Source organism: Halomonas salipaludis (assembly GCF_002286975.1).
Taxonomy (GTDB): Bacteria; Pseudomonadota; Gammaproteobacteria; order Pseudomonadales; family Halomonadaceae; genus Franzmannia; species Franzmannia salipaludis.
In genome coordinates this window covers 57,616-71,688 of sequence record NZ_NSKB01000001.1, presented here as the reverse complement: position 1 = coordinate 71,688, position 14,073 = coordinate 57,616, and the positions used below count along the sequence as shown (strand labels likewise).

General features: G+C 64.6%; 14 protein-coding genes. 9 read left to right on the top strand and 5 right to left on the bottom strand.

Annotation, left to right across the window (positions count from 1 at the left end):
* Positions 1 to 70: 70 nt before the first annotated feature.
* Positions 71 to 631, top strand: a complete 561-nt coding sequence (locus CK498_RS00395; protein ID WP_095618893.1) for an OsmC family protein — start codon at positions 71 to 73, stop codon at positions 629 to 631.
* The gene (locus CK498_RS00390; RefSeq protein ID WP_095618892.1) at positions 628 to 1,884 is read left to right on the top strand and encodes a flavin-containing monooxygenase; all 1,257 of its coding nucleotides are present in this window, start codon (positions 628 to 630) and stop codon (positions 1,882 to 1,884) included. The genes CK498_RS00395 and CK498_RS00390 overlap by 4 nt, the downstream gene beginning before the upstream one ends.
* 81 nt (positions 1,885 to 1,965) lie before the next feature.
* Here the strand turns inward: CK498_RS00390 and CK498_RS00385 are convergent, their stop codons facing one another.
* Positions 1,966 to 2,763: an amidohydrolase family protein gene (locus CK498_RS00385; protein ID WP_095618891.1), complete on the bottom strand. Its 798-nt coding sequence runs from the start codon at positions 2,761 to 2,763 to the stop codon at positions 1,966 to 1,968.
* Positions 2,764 to 2,922: 159 nt separating this feature from the next.
* Between CK498_RS00385 and CK498_RS00380 the strand changes: the two genes are divergently transcribed.
* From CK498_RS00380 to CK498_RS00365, 4 genes are read left to right on the top strand one after another with little or no spacing between them, the layout of a single operon-like run.
* On the top strand, positions 2,923 to 3,681 hold the full coding sequence (locus tag CK498_RS00380; RefSeq protein ID WP_095618890.1) for a GntR family transcriptional regulator: 759 nt from the start codon (positions 2,923 to 2,925) through the stop codon (positions 3,679 to 3,681).
* A 55-nt stretch (positions 3,682 to 3,736) separates the two neighbouring features.
* A complete protein-coding gene (locus CK498_RS00375; protein WP_095618889.1) occupies positions 3,737 to 4,699 on the top strand; it encodes a Bug family tripartite tricarboxylate transporter substrate binding protein in 963 nt (320 codons plus the stop codon).
* 24 nt (positions 4,700 to 4,723) lie between these two features.
* Positions 4,724 to 5,179 (top strand): tripartite tricarboxylate transporter TctB family protein, encoded by a 456-nt coding sequence (locus CK498_RS00370; protein ID WP_095618888.1) that lies wholly within the window; start codon positions 4,724 to 4,726, stop codon positions 5,177 to 5,179.
* 13 nt (positions 5,180 to 5,192) lie between these two features.
* Entirely contained in the window at positions 5,193 to 6,698 is a 1,506-nt protein-coding gene (locus CK498_RS00365) for a tripartite tricarboxylate transporter permease (RefSeq protein WP_095618887.1), read from the top strand.
* A gap of 102 nt (positions 6,699 to 6,800) precedes the next feature.
* Here the strand turns inward: CK498_RS00365 and CK498_RS00360 are convergent, their stop codons facing one another.
* The 3 genes from CK498_RS00360 to CK498_RS00350 all read right to left on the bottom strand — a co-directional run bounded on the left by CK498_RS00360 (position 6,801) and on the right by CK498_RS00350 (position 8,903).
* On the bottom strand, positions 6,801 to 7,178 hold the full coding sequence (locus CK498_RS00360; protein WP_095618886.1) for a group I truncated hemoglobin: 378 nt from the start codon (positions 7,176 to 7,178) through the stop codon (positions 6,801 to 6,803).
* Positions 7,179 to 7,285: 107 nt separating this feature from the next.
* Complete coding sequence (locus CK498_RS00355; protein ID WP_229358915.1) at positions 7,286 to 7,876, bottom strand: TetR/AcrR family transcriptional regulator; 591 nt, start codon at positions 7,874 to 7,876, stop codon at positions 7,286 to 7,288.
* 37 nt (positions 7,877 to 7,913) lie between these two features.
* Positions 7,914 to 8,903, bottom strand: a complete 990-nt coding sequence (locus tag CK498_RS00350) for a LysR family transcriptional regulator (RefSeq protein ID WP_095618885.1) — start codon at positions 8,901 to 8,903, stop codon at positions 7,914 to 7,916.
* Positions 8,904 to 9,027: 124 nt separating this feature from the next.
* On the opposite strand from CK498_RS00350, the gene CK498_RS00345 reads away from it, so the two are divergent.
* The gene (locus tag CK498_RS00345; protein WP_095618884.1) at positions 9,028 to 9,969 is read left to right on the top strand and encodes a sodium-dependent bicarbonate transport family permease; all 942 of its coding nucleotides are present in this window, start codon (positions 9,028 to 9,030) and stop codon (positions 9,967 to 9,969) included.
* An 11-nt stretch (positions 9,970 to 9,980) separates the two neighbouring features.
* Here CK498_RS00345 and CK498_RS00340 read toward each other — a convergent pair whose 3' ends face one another.
* Positions 9,981 to 10,850, bottom strand: a complete 870-nt coding sequence (locus CK498_RS00340) for a class I SAM-dependent methyltransferase (protein ID WP_095618883.1) — start codon at positions 10,848 to 10,850, stop codon at positions 9,981 to 9,983.
* A gap of 259 nt (positions 10,851 to 11,109) precedes the next feature.
* On the opposite strand from CK498_RS00340, the gene CK498_RS00335 reads away from it, so the two are divergent.
* A complete protein-coding gene (locus tag CK498_RS00335) occupies positions 11,110 to 12,279 on the top strand; it encodes an isovaleryl-CoA dehydrogenase (RefSeq protein WP_095618882.1) in 1,170 nt (389 codons plus the stop codon).
* 141 nt (positions 12,280 to 12,420) lie between these two features.
* Entirely contained in the window at positions 12,421 to 14,028 is a 1,608-nt protein-coding gene (locus tag CK498_RS00330; RefSeq protein WP_095618881.1) for a carboxyl transferase domain-containing protein, read from the top strand.
* Positions 14,029 to 14,073: the final 45 nt, after the last annotated feature.

Sequence of the window (14,073 nt, the reverse complement as noted above, 5' to 3'; positions counted from 1 at the left end):
TGCCCCACCGAATCTCGTTCCTGACCGCTGACGGTCACCCACGACGAGAAAAAAGCGAGAGGAGAGTTCCATGCACACCACTACTCAACAGATCGACAACGGCGTCAATGTCACCGCCCTGCTGGGCGCCCGCGAAGCGCTGGCCCAGGCCCCGCAGGCCGCCCGCTTCACCTGGCGCGCTCACTGCGACTGGATTCGCGGCACGCACAGCCAGATCGCCGTCGAGGACTTCCACGGCCTCGGCGAAACCCAGCGGCATCGCTCACGCTTCACCTACCAGGCGGACCACCCCGACGTGTTCGCCGCCGAAGACCACGGTCCCACCCCGGTGGAGTACGTGCTGGTCGGGCTGGCCGCCTGCCTCACCGCCGGTGTTGCCGCCGTAGCCCAGCATCGCGGCATCCAGCTGCGCTCGGTCAAGGCCATGGTGGAGGGCGACATGGACATCCAGGGCATCCTCGGCATGGACCCGGAGGTGCGCAACGGCTTCGACGACATTCGCGTGACGTTCGAGATCGACGCCGACGCCAGCCACGCGGATATCGAGGCGCTGGTCGCCCAATCGCAGAAGCGTTCGGCCGTGTACGACCTGCTGACCAATCCCAGCCACGTGAAGGTCGAGCTGAAATGAAGCGTGTGACCGCCGTGGTCATCGGCGCCGGGCACGCCGGGCTCGCCATGAGCCATCATCTGACCCGGCACGGCATCGACCATGTGGTGCTGGAACGCGGCGAGGTGGCCAACGCCTGGCGCCACGAACGCTGGGAGTCGCTGCGCTTGCTCACGCCCAACTGGCAGTGCCGTCTGCCCGGGCAGGCCTACACTGGGCCGGAGCCGGAAGGCTTCATGAGCATGCCGGAGTTGATCGCCTTTCTCGATGACTATGCACGGGGCCTTTCGGCCCCGCTGTATACCGCGACCGAGGTGCTCGCGCTGCGCCAGGAGGAAGACGGCTACCGAATCATCACCAACCGCGGCGAATGGCGCTGCCGCGCGGCGATCATCGCCACCGGTGCCTGTCAGCTGCCTGTCGTGCCTACCATGGCGGCGGCCCTGCCGCCATGGATCATGAGCCTGACGCCGCATGCCTACCGTCACCCAGGGCAGCTGCCAGAAGGCGGCGTGCTGGTAGTGGGCGCCTCGGCCACCGGCGTACAGCTGGCCGACGAGCTTCAGCGCAGCAGTCGACCCGTGACTCTGGCCGTGGGGCAGCACCTGCGCCTGCCGCGACGCTACCGCGGCCGTGACATTCAATGGTGGCTTGAGCACGCGGGCATGCTCGACCAGCGCTTCGACGAGGTGGACGATCTCGCCCGCGCCCGGCGTCAACCTTCGCCGCAGCTGCTGGGCAACGCCACGTCCGAGGATCTCGACCTCAACGTTCTGAGCGGGCGTGGCGTTCGCCTGGTGGGGCGTCTGGCTGGCCTTGTCGGTTCTCGGCTGCAGTTCTCGGGCTCGCTGGCCGTTCACTGCACCGCCGCGGATCTCAAGCTGGCGCGGCTGCTAGACAACCTGGACGCCTGGGCCAGCGCCCACGACTGGCACGGCGCCCTGCCGACTCCGGAGCGCCCGGCGCCCACTCGGGTGCCGCCGCGGCCCTGCCTGGGCCTCGACCTGGCTGCCGGTGAGATCAAGACGGTGCTCTGGGCCACGGGCTTTCGTCCCGACTTCAGTTGGCTCCAGGTACCGGTATTCGATACCCGCGGGCGCCTGCGTCACGAAGGCGGCGTGGTGGCTCCCGGCCTCTACGCCATGGGCCTGCCGTTCATGCGCAGGCGCAAGTCGGGCGCCATCCACGGCGCCGATGCCGACGCCGCCGAACTCAGCGCCCACCTGGCCGCCTGGTTGGCCAAGGTGAGAACGCACCACGGCAGCTTTGCCTAAACCCTGAAAACGCCAAGACCCAGCCGCTCGGTGTGAGCGGCCGGGTCTTCATTCGCTCTGGATTTCGTTCTCAAACCATCCTCAATCGAGATGAAACAGCCTGCGCGGAGAATCGTTCAGGATAACGCGTCGGTCGTCTTCATCGCGGACCCAGTCGCTCAGCCAGTCGAGGGTGTCCCGGTAGTCGTGCTTGCCTTCGTGACGGGTCCAGGGCCAGTCGCTGCCCCATACCAGCCGCTCGCGCCCCAGGTGCTCCAACAGCGCCTGAGCATGCGGCCTCAGGTCATTGACGGGGGATCGATAAGGCGCCGACAGCTTGACCCAGGTGCGCCCGGCTCGTCCTGCCTCCAGCAGTATTCGAAAACCGCTGCCGGAAAAGGGATCGGCTTCAACGGGCAGCCCCAGATGATCGATGACCAGGGTGACACCATGCGCGTGGAGTGCCGGAAAGAGCTCCGGAAGTCGGTTTCCCTCCAGGTGCAGTTCGAGGTGCCAGTTCAATGCCTTGAGGCGATCCAGGAAGTCGATCCATTGGGGATCGTCCAGGTCAGGTAGCTCGCGGCGCCGCTCGATGAGGTTCCAGCGCACGCCGACGATACCGGCAGCATCCAGCTCTTTCATCTCCGCCAGGCTCGCGTGCTTGGGCAGTTGTACCACTCCCTTGAACCCGTCACCGAGCTTGTCCAGGATCTGCAGCAGCTCGCGGTTATCGTGCCCCAGGAAGCTGGGTTGCACGAGGACACCGCCACGGAGCCTGCGGTCATCCAGGTAACCCTGCCACTCATCAAGCGGTGCCGGCCGCGACGGACGATAGTTGGATCCCTTGGCCTCATCCACCCGGGCGTAGACGTGGGCATGGCAGTCGAATCCTCGCTTCACTCTCGATTCCTCTCCGTCCGGTCATCCGGGCAGGGACATGTCCCCGGCGTTCCGACTTGAACTTAAGTCTAGTTCTCTAGAGAACTGGTTGACTAGAAGTATACACTGGTCTTTAGTGACAGCAACAAGGCAACGGAATCCCACCGGGAGAACCCACTCATGCAAGCGCTACCCAAGACCCGCACCGATGGACGACTCCCGCTCTACGCTCGGTTGCGCGATCAGCTGGCCTCGCGGATCGCCAATGGCGAATGGTCCCCCGGCGACATGATTCCCTCCGAGAACCGCCTCGCCGAGGAGTATGGCGTCGCGCTGGCCACCATGCGCATGGCGCTCAAGCAGCTCGTTGACGAAGGCTTGCTGGAACGCCGTCGTGGAACCGGCACCTTCGTCAAGCAACCGGCATTTCGCGCCGACCTGTTCCGCTTCTTTCACGTTCACGACGTGGAAGACCCCGACGGCCCGGTGATTCCCGAGAGCCGGATCCTAAGCCGCCAGGAAGTGGACCTGCCGCCCGAGGTCAAGCGAGCCTTTGGCGACGACGCTGGCGGGCGCTGCCTCAAGCTGGAACGCGTGCGTCTCTGGGCCGGGGATCCCTTGCTGTTCGAGGAGATCTACCTGCGCCTGCCCGATTTCGATGGACTGATGTCACTCGATCCCAAGGAGATGGGCCCCCTGCTCTATCCGGTATTCCTGCAGAAATTCGGGATCCTGATCTCGTCTGCGACGGATGAGCTTTCGTTCGGCACCGCCACCCAGGCAAGCGCCAAATACCTGGAGCTGCCCGCCAATTCGCCGGTTGCCGTCATCGAGCGCATCGCGCGCAACCCCGTAGGACGCATCATCGAATATCGCCGCGTGCATGGTCGCCCGGAGCGGTTCCGCTATCGCGTCAACCTCGGCGAGCAACACACCTGAAGCGAGTCTCGAAGCTCGCCCCATGTCCTCACGATTCCAACAACAGGTATCTACCATGAAACTCACGCTGCTCTTCACCGCTGCCGCCATATCAGCCACTGCCTTCACTCCCGTCCTGGCAAGCGACTACCCCAACCGCCCCATCGAAATCATCGTGCCGGCACCCGCCGGTGGTGGCACGGACAACGTCGCCCGAATGCTCAACCAGTACCTCGAGCAGGAACTCGGCCAACCCGCCGCCGTGCTCAATGTCGCCGGTGGCGGTGGCGCCATCGGCGTCAACCAATTGGCCCGGTCGCGTGCCGATGGCTATACCCTGCTCTCCACCTGGAACAGCCCCATCACCACGGTGCCGCACATGCAGCGCGTGCAGTACTCCTACGAGACGCTGACCCCGATCATCAGCACCTCGCAGAGTGCCTACACCCTTTGCGTATCGCCTGATTTCCCGGCTGAAAACGCCGAGGAATTGCTTGCCGAGTTGCAGGCCAACCCCGGCCAATACACCTACGGCAACGATGGCGTCGGCGGCACCATGCGCCTGGCCGCCGAACGGATCTTCGACGCCTTCGACATCACCGCCCGCCCCATCCCCTTCGGTGGCGCCGGCGAGACCCTGCAGAACTTTCTCGGTGGCCACGTCGACATCTACGGCGGCTCCATCACCCCGGTGTTGCCCTATGTCGAGGATGACCAGGCCAAGTGCCTGCTGGTGACCTCTGCCGATGACAACGAAGCCCTGCCCCAGGCATCGGGGCTCACGGCCCTGGGCCACCCGGAGCTGGAAACCGTGCTCTGGCGCATGATGCTGGGCCCGGAAGGCATGGACGAGGCGCGCGCCGACGTGGTTGCCGACGCCGTGGCCCGTGCCGTGGAAGACCCGGAGTTCCAGGACTTCCTCACCGCCCAGGGCGAAACCCTCAATCTGGTACGTGGAGAAGAACTGCGCGAGCGGCTGCGGCTGGAGACGCAAGCCATTGGCGAGACCCTGGAAAGCCTCGGCCTGAAGCAACACTGACCTGCGCCTGCTCAGAGAGCCATCATGCCCATGACCTACAGAGATTTCTTCTCTGGCATCGCCTTCCTCATCATTGGCGCCACCACGGCCTGGATGGGGAAGGACTTCTTTGCCGACGCCGCCTACATCCCCATCGGGGCAGGCATCCTGATGGGGGTGTTCTCGCTGCCGCTGATCTGGCGAAGTTCGCGGAGCCTCCTGGCCAGACACCCCAGCAGCCAGCCAGTCATGGCCCTGGTGGATCACCCTGGACGCTTCCTGGCCACGCTGGGCTGCTGCCTGGTCTATTACACGGCCCTGCCGAGCGTGGGCTTCTATACCACCAGCGCCCTGTTCATCATTGTGCTGGCCCCAGTGCTGGGAGAGCGACGACCTGTGGTAGTGCTGGGCATCACCCTGGTCTTCATCACCTTGCTGTACGGCCTGTTTGCCATGGTGCTGAGGCGCCCCTTACCCGTCGAGTTCTTCCTCGCTTCGTAGAAAGGGTGTCCCGATGTTCGAATCACTATTGAATGCACTCCCGGTGGCGCTGCAGCTCGGGTCGTTGATCAGCCTGGTCGTTGGCACCCTGATCGGCATCATGATTGGCGCCCTGCCGGGCCTCAATCCGGTCATGGCCATCGCACTGATGCTGCCCCTGACCTACGGTTTCGACCCCGTCATCGCCCTGGGGCTGGTGGCCGGTATCTACAACGGCTCCATGTACGGTGGCTCCATCCCGGCCATCCTGCTCAATATTCCGGGTACGCCGGCCGCCATCGCCACCACCTTCGATGGCTATCCGATGACACGCAAGGGGCAAGGCGGACTCGCCCTCAAGACCGCATGCTGGTCATCTGCCATCGGCGGTATCGTCAGCGCCCTGGCCCTGATGACCCTGGCCCCCATGCTGGCCAAGGTAACCCTGGCCTTCGGCCCCTCGGAGTATTTCTGGGTGGCCATCTTCGGTCTCGTCAGCATTGCCGTGCTGGTCGGCAAGGACATCAGCAAAGGCATGCTAAGCGCCTTGCTCGGCGTCATTATCGGCCTGGTGGGCGTCGACGCCATCAGTGGAGCAGAGCGCTACACTTTCGGCACCCTCTACCTGGTGGGCGGCTTCGATCTGCTGATCGTCCTAATCGGGCTCTATGCCGTGCCTCCAGTGCTGGAGATGGCGGAAAAGCGCAACGCATCCTACTTCAATGCCGACAGCTTTCGTGTCACCGCCGGTGACGGCAGCCTGGGCCTGGTGCGGCGCTACTGGCGGACCTGGACGCGCTCCTCGGTGATCGGCGTCTGTGTCGGTATCCTGCCCGGTGCCGGCGGTAACCTGGCGGCGCTGCTCAGCTACAACGAGGCCAAGCGAAGAGCCCCCGATCCCGAAACCTTCGGCACCGGCAACCCGATCGGCGTCGCCGCGGCCGAATCCGGTAACAGTGCCGACAACGCCTCGGCCATGATTCCCTCCCTGACACTGGGTATTCCCGGCAACCTGATCGCCGCCCTGGTACTGGGTGCCTTGATGATCCACGGACTTCAACCCGGCCCACAGCTGTTCACCCGTTCGCCCGATGTGGTCTTCGGCTTCATGTGGCAGCTGCTGCTGACGGCCATGTTGCTCCTGCTGCTCGGCGGCATGGTCGCCACTCGCCTGTTCGCCCAGATCCTGCGCATGCCCACCGCATTGCTGGTGCCCACCACCCTGGTGCTGATGGCCATAGGGATCTACACCGTCAACGGCAACGTAACGGACCTTTATGTCATGCTGTCCTTCGGACTGATCGGCTACCTGCTCAATCGCCTCGCCTTTCCATTGGCACCCGTGGTGCTGGGGGTACTGTTGGGCCCCATGGCCGAGCAGAACCTGCGCCTTACCATGCTGATCTCCCAGAATGACTGGACAGTACTGTTCACCCGCCCCATCTCCCTGGGTATCATCATTCTCCTTGCGACGATCCTGCTTTCCCAGCTCTGGAAGGCACTGCGTCTGCGCGGCCACTCGTCAAAAAGAGCCAGTTGAAACCACCGCGCAAATCCCCGTAACCAGCGCGAGCATCGGACTCTCCCAATTAAAAGGCTCGGCCTCACCAAGCGCCGAGCCCATCGCACCAATACCTCAGCGTCAAACGTGCAAGATCTCCTCCTTCAACGAATAGGCAATGCCCAGCACCTCCTGGCGGGTCTGCGGATCCACCTCATGGCGATCGAGCACGCCCAGGATGTCATCCATGACCGCCATGTACTCGGCCTCGCCGATATTCATGCCGCGATGTGCCTCGAGCATGTTCTTGCCACGGTACTCCGCGGGGCCGCCGGTACCGGCGGAGAGGAAATCGCGCAGGTGCCCCTTCAACTCATCGAGATGCACCGGATCGTCCAGAGCGGGCAGGTAGCGCGCCTGGACCGTGGGGTTCTGCATATGCGCCTCGACGATATCGTCGACCAGCAAGGCAATGCCCTGCTCGCCGCCCAGACGCTGGTAGAGGCTTGTGGTTGTCATCTGATACCTCCCGGGTCGGTCATGGAGCCGACCCTTGCCACTAGTGAGGGGTGGCTGGCAGCCACCCGGAACAGACCGGTCGGTCTATTTCTCGGCGCAAAAAACGCCTAGCGGGTCGCGGCCGAGAAATAGAAGTCGAGCATGGCCCCCAGCGGGCCAGGGTCACGACGTAGGCGACTGCGCAGCGCAGCACCCTCCCAGCAGTCCAGCAGCCGGTCCGCCAATTGGCGGGGGTCCTGCTCCGCCGCCAGCTCGCCGCGCTGGCGCGCCTCCTCCAGACAGTCGGTAATCCGCTCGGCGATCAGGTTGAAACAGCCCTCGATCTTGTGCCGAAAGGTGTCGCTGACCCCGGACAGTTCCTGGCCAAGCCCACCCAACAGGCAGCCGAGGTAACCCTCGCTGCGGTACTTCTCCCGCGATAATTCGAAGAAGAGACGCACCCGCTGCAGAGGTGGCAGGGCACGATTGCCCAGGCTCATATCCAGCCCCTGGTGAACCTCTTGCATATAGCGGTCCACTACCTGCAGGGCAAAATCCTCCTTGCTGCGGAAGTAGTGGTAGAAGGACCCCTTGGGGATCCCCGTTTCCGCCAGCAGGGCCTGGATACCCAAGTGGTTGTAGCCCTGCTTGAGTAACATGGCGAGTCCCGCCTCGAGCAGGCGATCCTTAGTGGACATCTCCTTAGCTTCAACCGTCATGCACGCTCCTTACATAGACCGACCGGTCTACTCTTTACTATGGCTCAGTTCGCCGAGTCGTCAAGTTCCGGGGCGCCTCCTCCAATCGATCCAGCAGCCCCTGCAGCTCGTTGCTCAAGAAACGCGGCTCGACGCATTCGTCCAGATGGCCGGCGGCGAAGCGCAGAAAGCCCAGGGCCGCATGCGAGAGTCGCCGGTCACTGCGCACGATGAACTGCCAGTGGCTCTCGATGGGCAGGCCCGCCACCGGCAGGATAACGATATCGGGGTGCTCCGGTGGCAGCACATGCTCGGAGAGCACCGCCAGGCCCATGCCCGCCGCCACCCCGATGCGAATCGCCTCGTTACTGGCCATCTGCAGCGTCGGCCCCAGCGTCAGCCCCTGCTCCTGCAGCCAGCTCTCGAACAGCATACGGGTGGCCGAACCCGGCTCGCGCAGCAGCATGCGCTCGCCCAGCAGCTCGCTCATGTCGACCTGCTCGCGTGTCGCCAGCGGATGGCCACGCGGCGCCACCGCCACCAGCGGATTGCGCAGGAAGCGTCCGGCCCGAGCATGGGCCAGCGACGGCGGGTGGCTGAACACGTAGAGGTCATCTTCCTGGCGCTCGAAGCGGGTCAGCATCTGGCGGCGATTGCCGATATGCACGGTCACCTCCACCTCGGGAAAGGCGCGGCTGTGTGGCCCCAGCAGCCGTGGCAGTACGTATTGCGCGGTGTTGACCAGGGCAATCGAGAAGCGCCCGCGCTCGCCGCCGCGCAGCGCCGAGAGGTAATCGTCGAAGTCGTCGAAGCGCCCCAGCACCTCACGGCTGGCGCGATACAGCTCGCTGCCCGCCTCGGTGGGATAGAGGCGCCCCTGGCGGCTCTCCAGCAGCGGCTCGCCGACCGCCTCGCCGAGCCGCTTGAGCTGCATCGAGACCGTCGGCTGGGTCAGGTGCAGGCGCCGTGCTGCCTCGCTCACCGTGCCGCTGGCCACCACTGCGACATACACCTGCAGCAGGCGAAAGGTCAGATGGCGAATGTTCATCGGGCCCCCATATAGATAAATATCTATATAACATCGCCCAACTCTTGATTTGTAGCAATGACCGTCTCTTTGCAGAATGCGCACCACTTCTCTACTACCCTCTCCACCAGCGCGAGATGCCCTGATGCCCGATATCGTGGTGATGTTCTTCCTGCTTGGCCTGCTGGCCGGCGTGGTGAAGTCCGACCTGACCATCCCCAAGGCCGCCTATGACACCCTGAGCCTGCTGCTGATGCTGACTATCGGCCTCAAGGGCGGCATGGCGCTGTATGGCAACCTGCGCTGGTCACTGCTGCCCGAGCTGCTGGCGGTCGCTGCATTGGGTGCGCTGATTCCACTGGCGCTGATGCCGGTGCTGCGGCGCCTGGTGCGGCTGTCGCCGGCGGATAGTGCCAGCATCGCCGCCCACTACGGCTCGGTGAGCGCCGGCACCTTCGCCGTGGCACTGGCCTTCGCCGAGGGCCGCGGCCTGCCGATCGGCGCCGAAGTCACCCTCTACCTGGTAATGATGGAGCTGCCGGCGATCATGGTCGCCATCGCGCTCTATCGCCGCTACAAGGGCAGCGACTCCGCCGAGGCGCTGCAGGGTATCTGGCACGAGACCCTGACCAACCGCGGGGTGATTCTGCTGGCCGGTGGCGCGGTGATCGGTGCGATGTATGGCCCGATGCAGGGCGCCAACGTCACCGAGCTGTTCACTGGCGCTTTCCATGCAGTGCTGGCGCTGTTCCTGCTGCAGATGGGTCTGACCGCCGCCGAGACCCTGCGCCCCATCCCCTGGTTCCACTGGCGGCTGCTCAGCTTTGCGCTGGTCGCCCCGCCGCTGCTGGCCATGACCGGCCTGGGCGTCGGCTTGCTGCTGGGTCTGCCCAGCGGCTCACTGCTGATCCTTACCGCGCTTGCCGCCAGTGCCTCCTATATCGCTGCACCGGCGGCCATGCGCAGCGCCATCCCCGAGGCCAATATCGGCCTGGCGATGCTCGCTGCGCTGGGGTTTACCTTCCCCCTCAACGTGATCGTGGGCATTCCCCTCTACCATGGCCTCATCCAGATGGTGTCGAGCTAGCCGGCCATCGCTCACGCCGCCGGCTTGCGCGCCGTGATGGTCCAGGAGCTGGAGTCCATGACGATTTTGCCATCCTGCTCGAAGGGCGCCAGGACATCGCGCAGCGCCGCTTCGATCTGGGGTCGTTGCCGCTCCGCCTCATCGCCGGCTTCGCGAAATACCTCCCCCGCCGGCCCCAGCGCGAGCTGGAAACGCATGGCATTCTCTACTGAGTCGCCCACCTCCACCGGGCCATCATTACGCTCGAAGGCCACCTCCTCGAAGCCGGCGATCTCCAGCTGCTGGGTCACCACCTCGGGATTGGCCATCGAGAAGGGGCCTGGGCCACAGGTGCGGGCGTCTTCCCCCGGCGGCGGCAGAAAGTCCAGCACCACTTGCTTGGGTAGGCCGAGCCAGGGGTTGTCCTGGATATCGCGCCAGACGATGAACATCAGCTCCCCGCCGGGGCGCAGTGCCTTGTGCACGTTGCGCATGGCCACCACCGGATGCTCGAAGAACATCATGCCAAAGCGCGAGAAGCACAGGTCGTATAGCGGCTCGAAGGGGTAGCGCTCGACGTCGGCGGTCACGAAGCGCACATTGCTGACGCCGGCCTCGTCGGCCCGTCGTCGCGCATCCTCCAGAAACGCCTCGACGCAATCCAGCCCCAGCACTTCCCCCTCGGGGCCGGCCTTGTGCGCCAGTGCAATGGCGGTGTCGCCCCAGCCACAGCCGACATCGAGAATGCCTGCGCCAGCGGGCACCTCCAGGTGTTCGAGGGGGACACGGCTGTGATAGCTCAAGCCGTTCATCAGGATGTCCTGGTAGCGAGTGAACTTCTCGGCCAGGGTGTCGTTCCAGAATTCGACGTATTCGTTGGCGGGTTGTGCAGTCTGGTTCATGACGGTCTCTCCGCATGACGGAACCAAGGCGTCAGCGCCGAGCGGCAGCGCCAACGGGCGGGCTGCCGGTACGGCAGCCGCTATCGTTATCGTGACGTTCTCCCACTTCATCAGTAGTAGCAGCCAACGCCCATCGACACCTCGATCCCACGACTGACATTGATCTGGGCCTTTCGTCTAATCATTGCTGCGCGCACTTTACGTTAACGTCAACTAATTCTAGGCTGACAACCAGCATTCGATGTTTCCGGAGCCCACCATGCACAGCGCCTATACGCCCCTCGACTTCGGCCTCGCCGACGAGCTCAACATGCTGCGCGACCAGGTCAACGCCTTCGCCCGTGACGAGATCGCCCCGCGCGCCGCCGAGATCGACGCCAGCAACGACTTCCCGTCCGACCTGTGGCGCAAGTTCGGTGACATGGGCCTGCTCGGCATCACCGTGCCGGACGAGGATGGCGGCAGCGGCATGGGCTACCTGGCGCACTGCATCGCCATGGAGGAGATCTCCCGCGCCAGCGCCTCGGTGGCACTCTCGTTTGGCGCCCACTCCAACCTCTGCGTCAACCAGATCGCCCTCAACGGCAGCCCCGAGCAGAAGGCCCAGTACCTGCCCAAACTGATCAGCGGCGAGCACGTCGGCGCCTTGGCGATGTCGGAGCCCGGCGCCGGCTCCGACGTGGTCTCCATGCAGCTGCGCGCCGACAAGCGCGGCGACAAGTACCTGCTCAACGGCAACAAGATGTGGATCACCAACGGCCCCGACGCCGATGTGCTGGTGGTCTACGCCAAGACCGACCCAACCGCCGGCGCCAAGGGCATCACTGCCTTGCTGATCGAGAAGGGAATGCCGGGATTCTCTACCGCCCAGAAGCTCGACAAGCTCGGCATGCGTGGCTCCAACACCTGCGAACTGGTGTTCCAGGACTGTGAGGTGCCGGCCGAGAACGTGCTGGGCGAAGTGAACAAGGGCGCGCGGGTGCTGATGAGCGGGCTGGACTACGAACGCACCGTGCTCGCCGCCGGGCCCATCGGCATCATGCAGGCCGCCATGGACGTGGTGGTGCCCTACATCCACGAGCGCAAGCAGTTCGGCCAGGCGATCGGCGAGTTCCAGCTGGTGCAGGGCAAGGTCGCCGACATGGCCACCACCCTCAATGCCTGCCGCGCCTACCTCTACGCCGTGGCCGGCGCCTGCGACCGCGGCAAGGTGTCTCGCAAGGACGCTGCCGGAGTGATCCTCTACTGCGCCGAGAAGGCCACCCAGCTGGCGCTGGACGCCATCCAGCTGCTGGGTGGCAACGGCTATATCAACGACTACCCCACCGGGCGCCTGCTGCGCGACGCCAAGCTCTACGAGATCGGCGCCGGGACCAGTGAGATAAGGCGCATGTTGATTGGCCGCGAGATCTTCAACGAATCCAAATGAAAATAGCTGCGCTCATTCATACAGCGTTAAAAATTGACTCAAAATGCTCATTTACAACAGTAAACTCCGCTTTTTCGTCAATTTTTGCCTTGTCTGAATATCGCTCGCTTATTTTCATGCCTGAAGAGAAAAAAGACTCCTATGGCTATCTTAACGACACAAGTCAACCCGCGCAGCGAGCTATTCCAGGCCAATGAGGCGGCCATGCGCCGGGAGGTGCTGGCGCTACGCGAGCTGAGCGCGGCGATCCGCCGGGGCGGCGGCGACAAGGCCCGCGCCCGGCACGAAGGTCGTGGCAAGCTGTTCGTGCGCGACCGCATCGACCATCTGCTCGACGAAGGTTCGCCGTTCCTCGAGTTCTCGGCGCTGGCCGCCCATGAGGTCTACGCCGATGCAGTGCCCGCTGCCAGCATCGTCACCGGCATCGGCCGCGTCTCGGGCGTGGAGTGCGTGATCGTCGCCAATGACGCCACTGTCAAGGGCGGGACCTATTACCCGCTCACGGTGAAGAAGCACATCCGCGCCCAGGAGATCGCCCGCAAGCATCGCCTGCCGTGTATTTATCTCGTCGACTCCGGCGGCGCCTACCTGCCCCTGCAGGACGAGGTATTCCCCGACCGCGACCACTTCGGGCGCATCTTCTATAACCAGGCCACCCTCTCCGCCGAAGGCATCCCGCAGATCGCCGTGGTGATGGGCTCCTGTACCGCCGGCGGCGCCTACGTGCCGGCCATGGCCGACGAGTCGATCATCGTCCGCGAGCAGGGCACCATCTTCCTGGGCGGCCCGCCGCTGGTGAAGGCCGCCACCGGCGAGAGCATCAGCGCCGAGGCGCTGGGCGGCGCCGACGTCCACGCCAAGCTCAGCGGCGTGGCCGACCACTACGCCGAGAACGACGCCCACGCCCTGCAGCTGGCCCGCGCCTGTGTATCGCGGCTCAACTGGCAGAAGCGCGGCCGGCTCGCCATGCAGCCTCCCAAGCCGCCGCGGCTCGACCCCGCCGAGCTCTACGGCATCGTCGGCACCGACCTCAAGAAGCCCTTCGACGTGCGCGAGGTGATCGGCCGTATCGTCGACGACTCCGACTTCGACGAGTTCAAGCGCTACTACGGCGACACCCTGGTCACCGGCTTCGCGCATATCCACGGCCACCCGGTGGGCATCGTCGCCAACAACGGCGTACTGTTTTCCGAGAGTGCCGTGAAAGGCGCGCACTTTATCGAGCTCTGTGCCCAGCGCAAGATCCCGCTGCTGTTCTTGCAGAACATCACCGGCTTTATGGTCGGCTCCAAGTACGAGCACGAGGGCATCGCCAAGCATGGCGCCAAGCTGGTCACCGCGGTGGCCTGCGCCCGGGTGCCCAAGTTCACCGTGCTGATCGGCGGCAGCTTCGGCGCCGGCAACTACGGCATGTGCGGCCGTGCCTTCGAGCCCAACCTGCTGTTTATGTGGCCGAATGCCCGGATTTCCGTCATGGGTGGAGAACAAGCTGCCGGCGTACTGGCCCAGGTCAAGCGCGAGCAGCACGAGCGCGACGGCCGCGAGTGGAGCGCCGAAGACGAAGAAGCCTTCAAGGCCCCCACCCGCGAGCAGTACGAGCACCAGGGCCACCCCTACTACGCCAGTGCGCGGCTATGGGACGACGGCGTGATCGACCCAGCCCAGACTCGCGACGTGCTGGGCCTCGCGCTCGCCGCCGCCATGAATGCCGAGATAGCAGACACCACCTTTGGTGTGTTCAGGATGTAGCGCCGAGGCAAATGTGGGAGCGGTTTCAACCGCGATGCAGGGCGC

Coding starts and splice junctions, on each gene's coding strand:
- CK498_RS00395 (WP_095618893.1), top strand. CDS start 71: ATGCACACCACTACTCAACAGATCGACAACGGCGTCAATGTCACCGCC.
- CK498_RS00390 (WP_095618892.1), top strand. CDS start 628: ATGAAGCGTGTGACCGCCGTGGTCATCGGCGCCGGGCACGCCGGGCTC.
- CK498_RS00380 (WP_095618890.1), top strand. CDS start 2,923: ATGCAAGCGCTACCCAAGACCCGCACCGATGGACGACTCCCGCTCTAC.
- CK498_RS00375 (WP_095618889.1), top strand. CDS start 3,737: ATGAAACTCACGCTGCTCTTCACCGCTGCCGCCATATCAGCCACTGCC.
- CK498_RS00370 (WP_095618888.1), top strand. CDS start 4,724: ATGCCCATGACCTACAGAGATTTCTTCTCTGGCATCGCCTTCCTCATC.
- CK498_RS00365 (WP_095618887.1), top strand. CDS start 5,193: ATGTTCGAATCACTATTGAATGCACTCCCGGTGGCGCTGCAGCTCGGG.
- CK498_RS00360 (WP_095618886.1), bottom strand. CDS start 7,178: ATGACAACCACAAGCCTCTACCAGCGTCTGGGCGGCGAGCAGGGCATT.
- CK498_RS00355 (WP_229358915.1), bottom strand. CDS start 7,876: ATGACGGTTGAAGCTAAGGAGATGTCCACTAAGGATCGCCTGCTCGAG.
- CK498_RS00350 (WP_095618885.1), bottom strand. CDS start 8,903: ATGAACATTCGCCATCTGACCTTTCGCCTGCTGCAGGTGTATGTCGCA.
- CK498_RS00345 (WP_095618884.1), top strand. CDS start 9,028: ATGCCCGATATCGTGGTGATGTTCTTCCTGCTTGGCCTGCTGGCCGGC.
- CK498_RS00340 (WP_095618883.1), bottom strand. CDS start 10,850: ATGAACCAGACTGCACAACCCGCCAACGAATACGTCGAATTCTGGAAC.
- CK498_RS00335 (WP_095618882.1), top strand. CDS start 11,110: ATGCACAGCGCCTATACGCCCCTCGACTTCGGCCTCGCCGACGAGCTC.
- CK498_RS00330 (WP_095618881.1), top strand. CDS start 12,421: ATGGCTATCTTAACGACACAAGTCAACCCGCGCAGCGAGCTATTCCAG.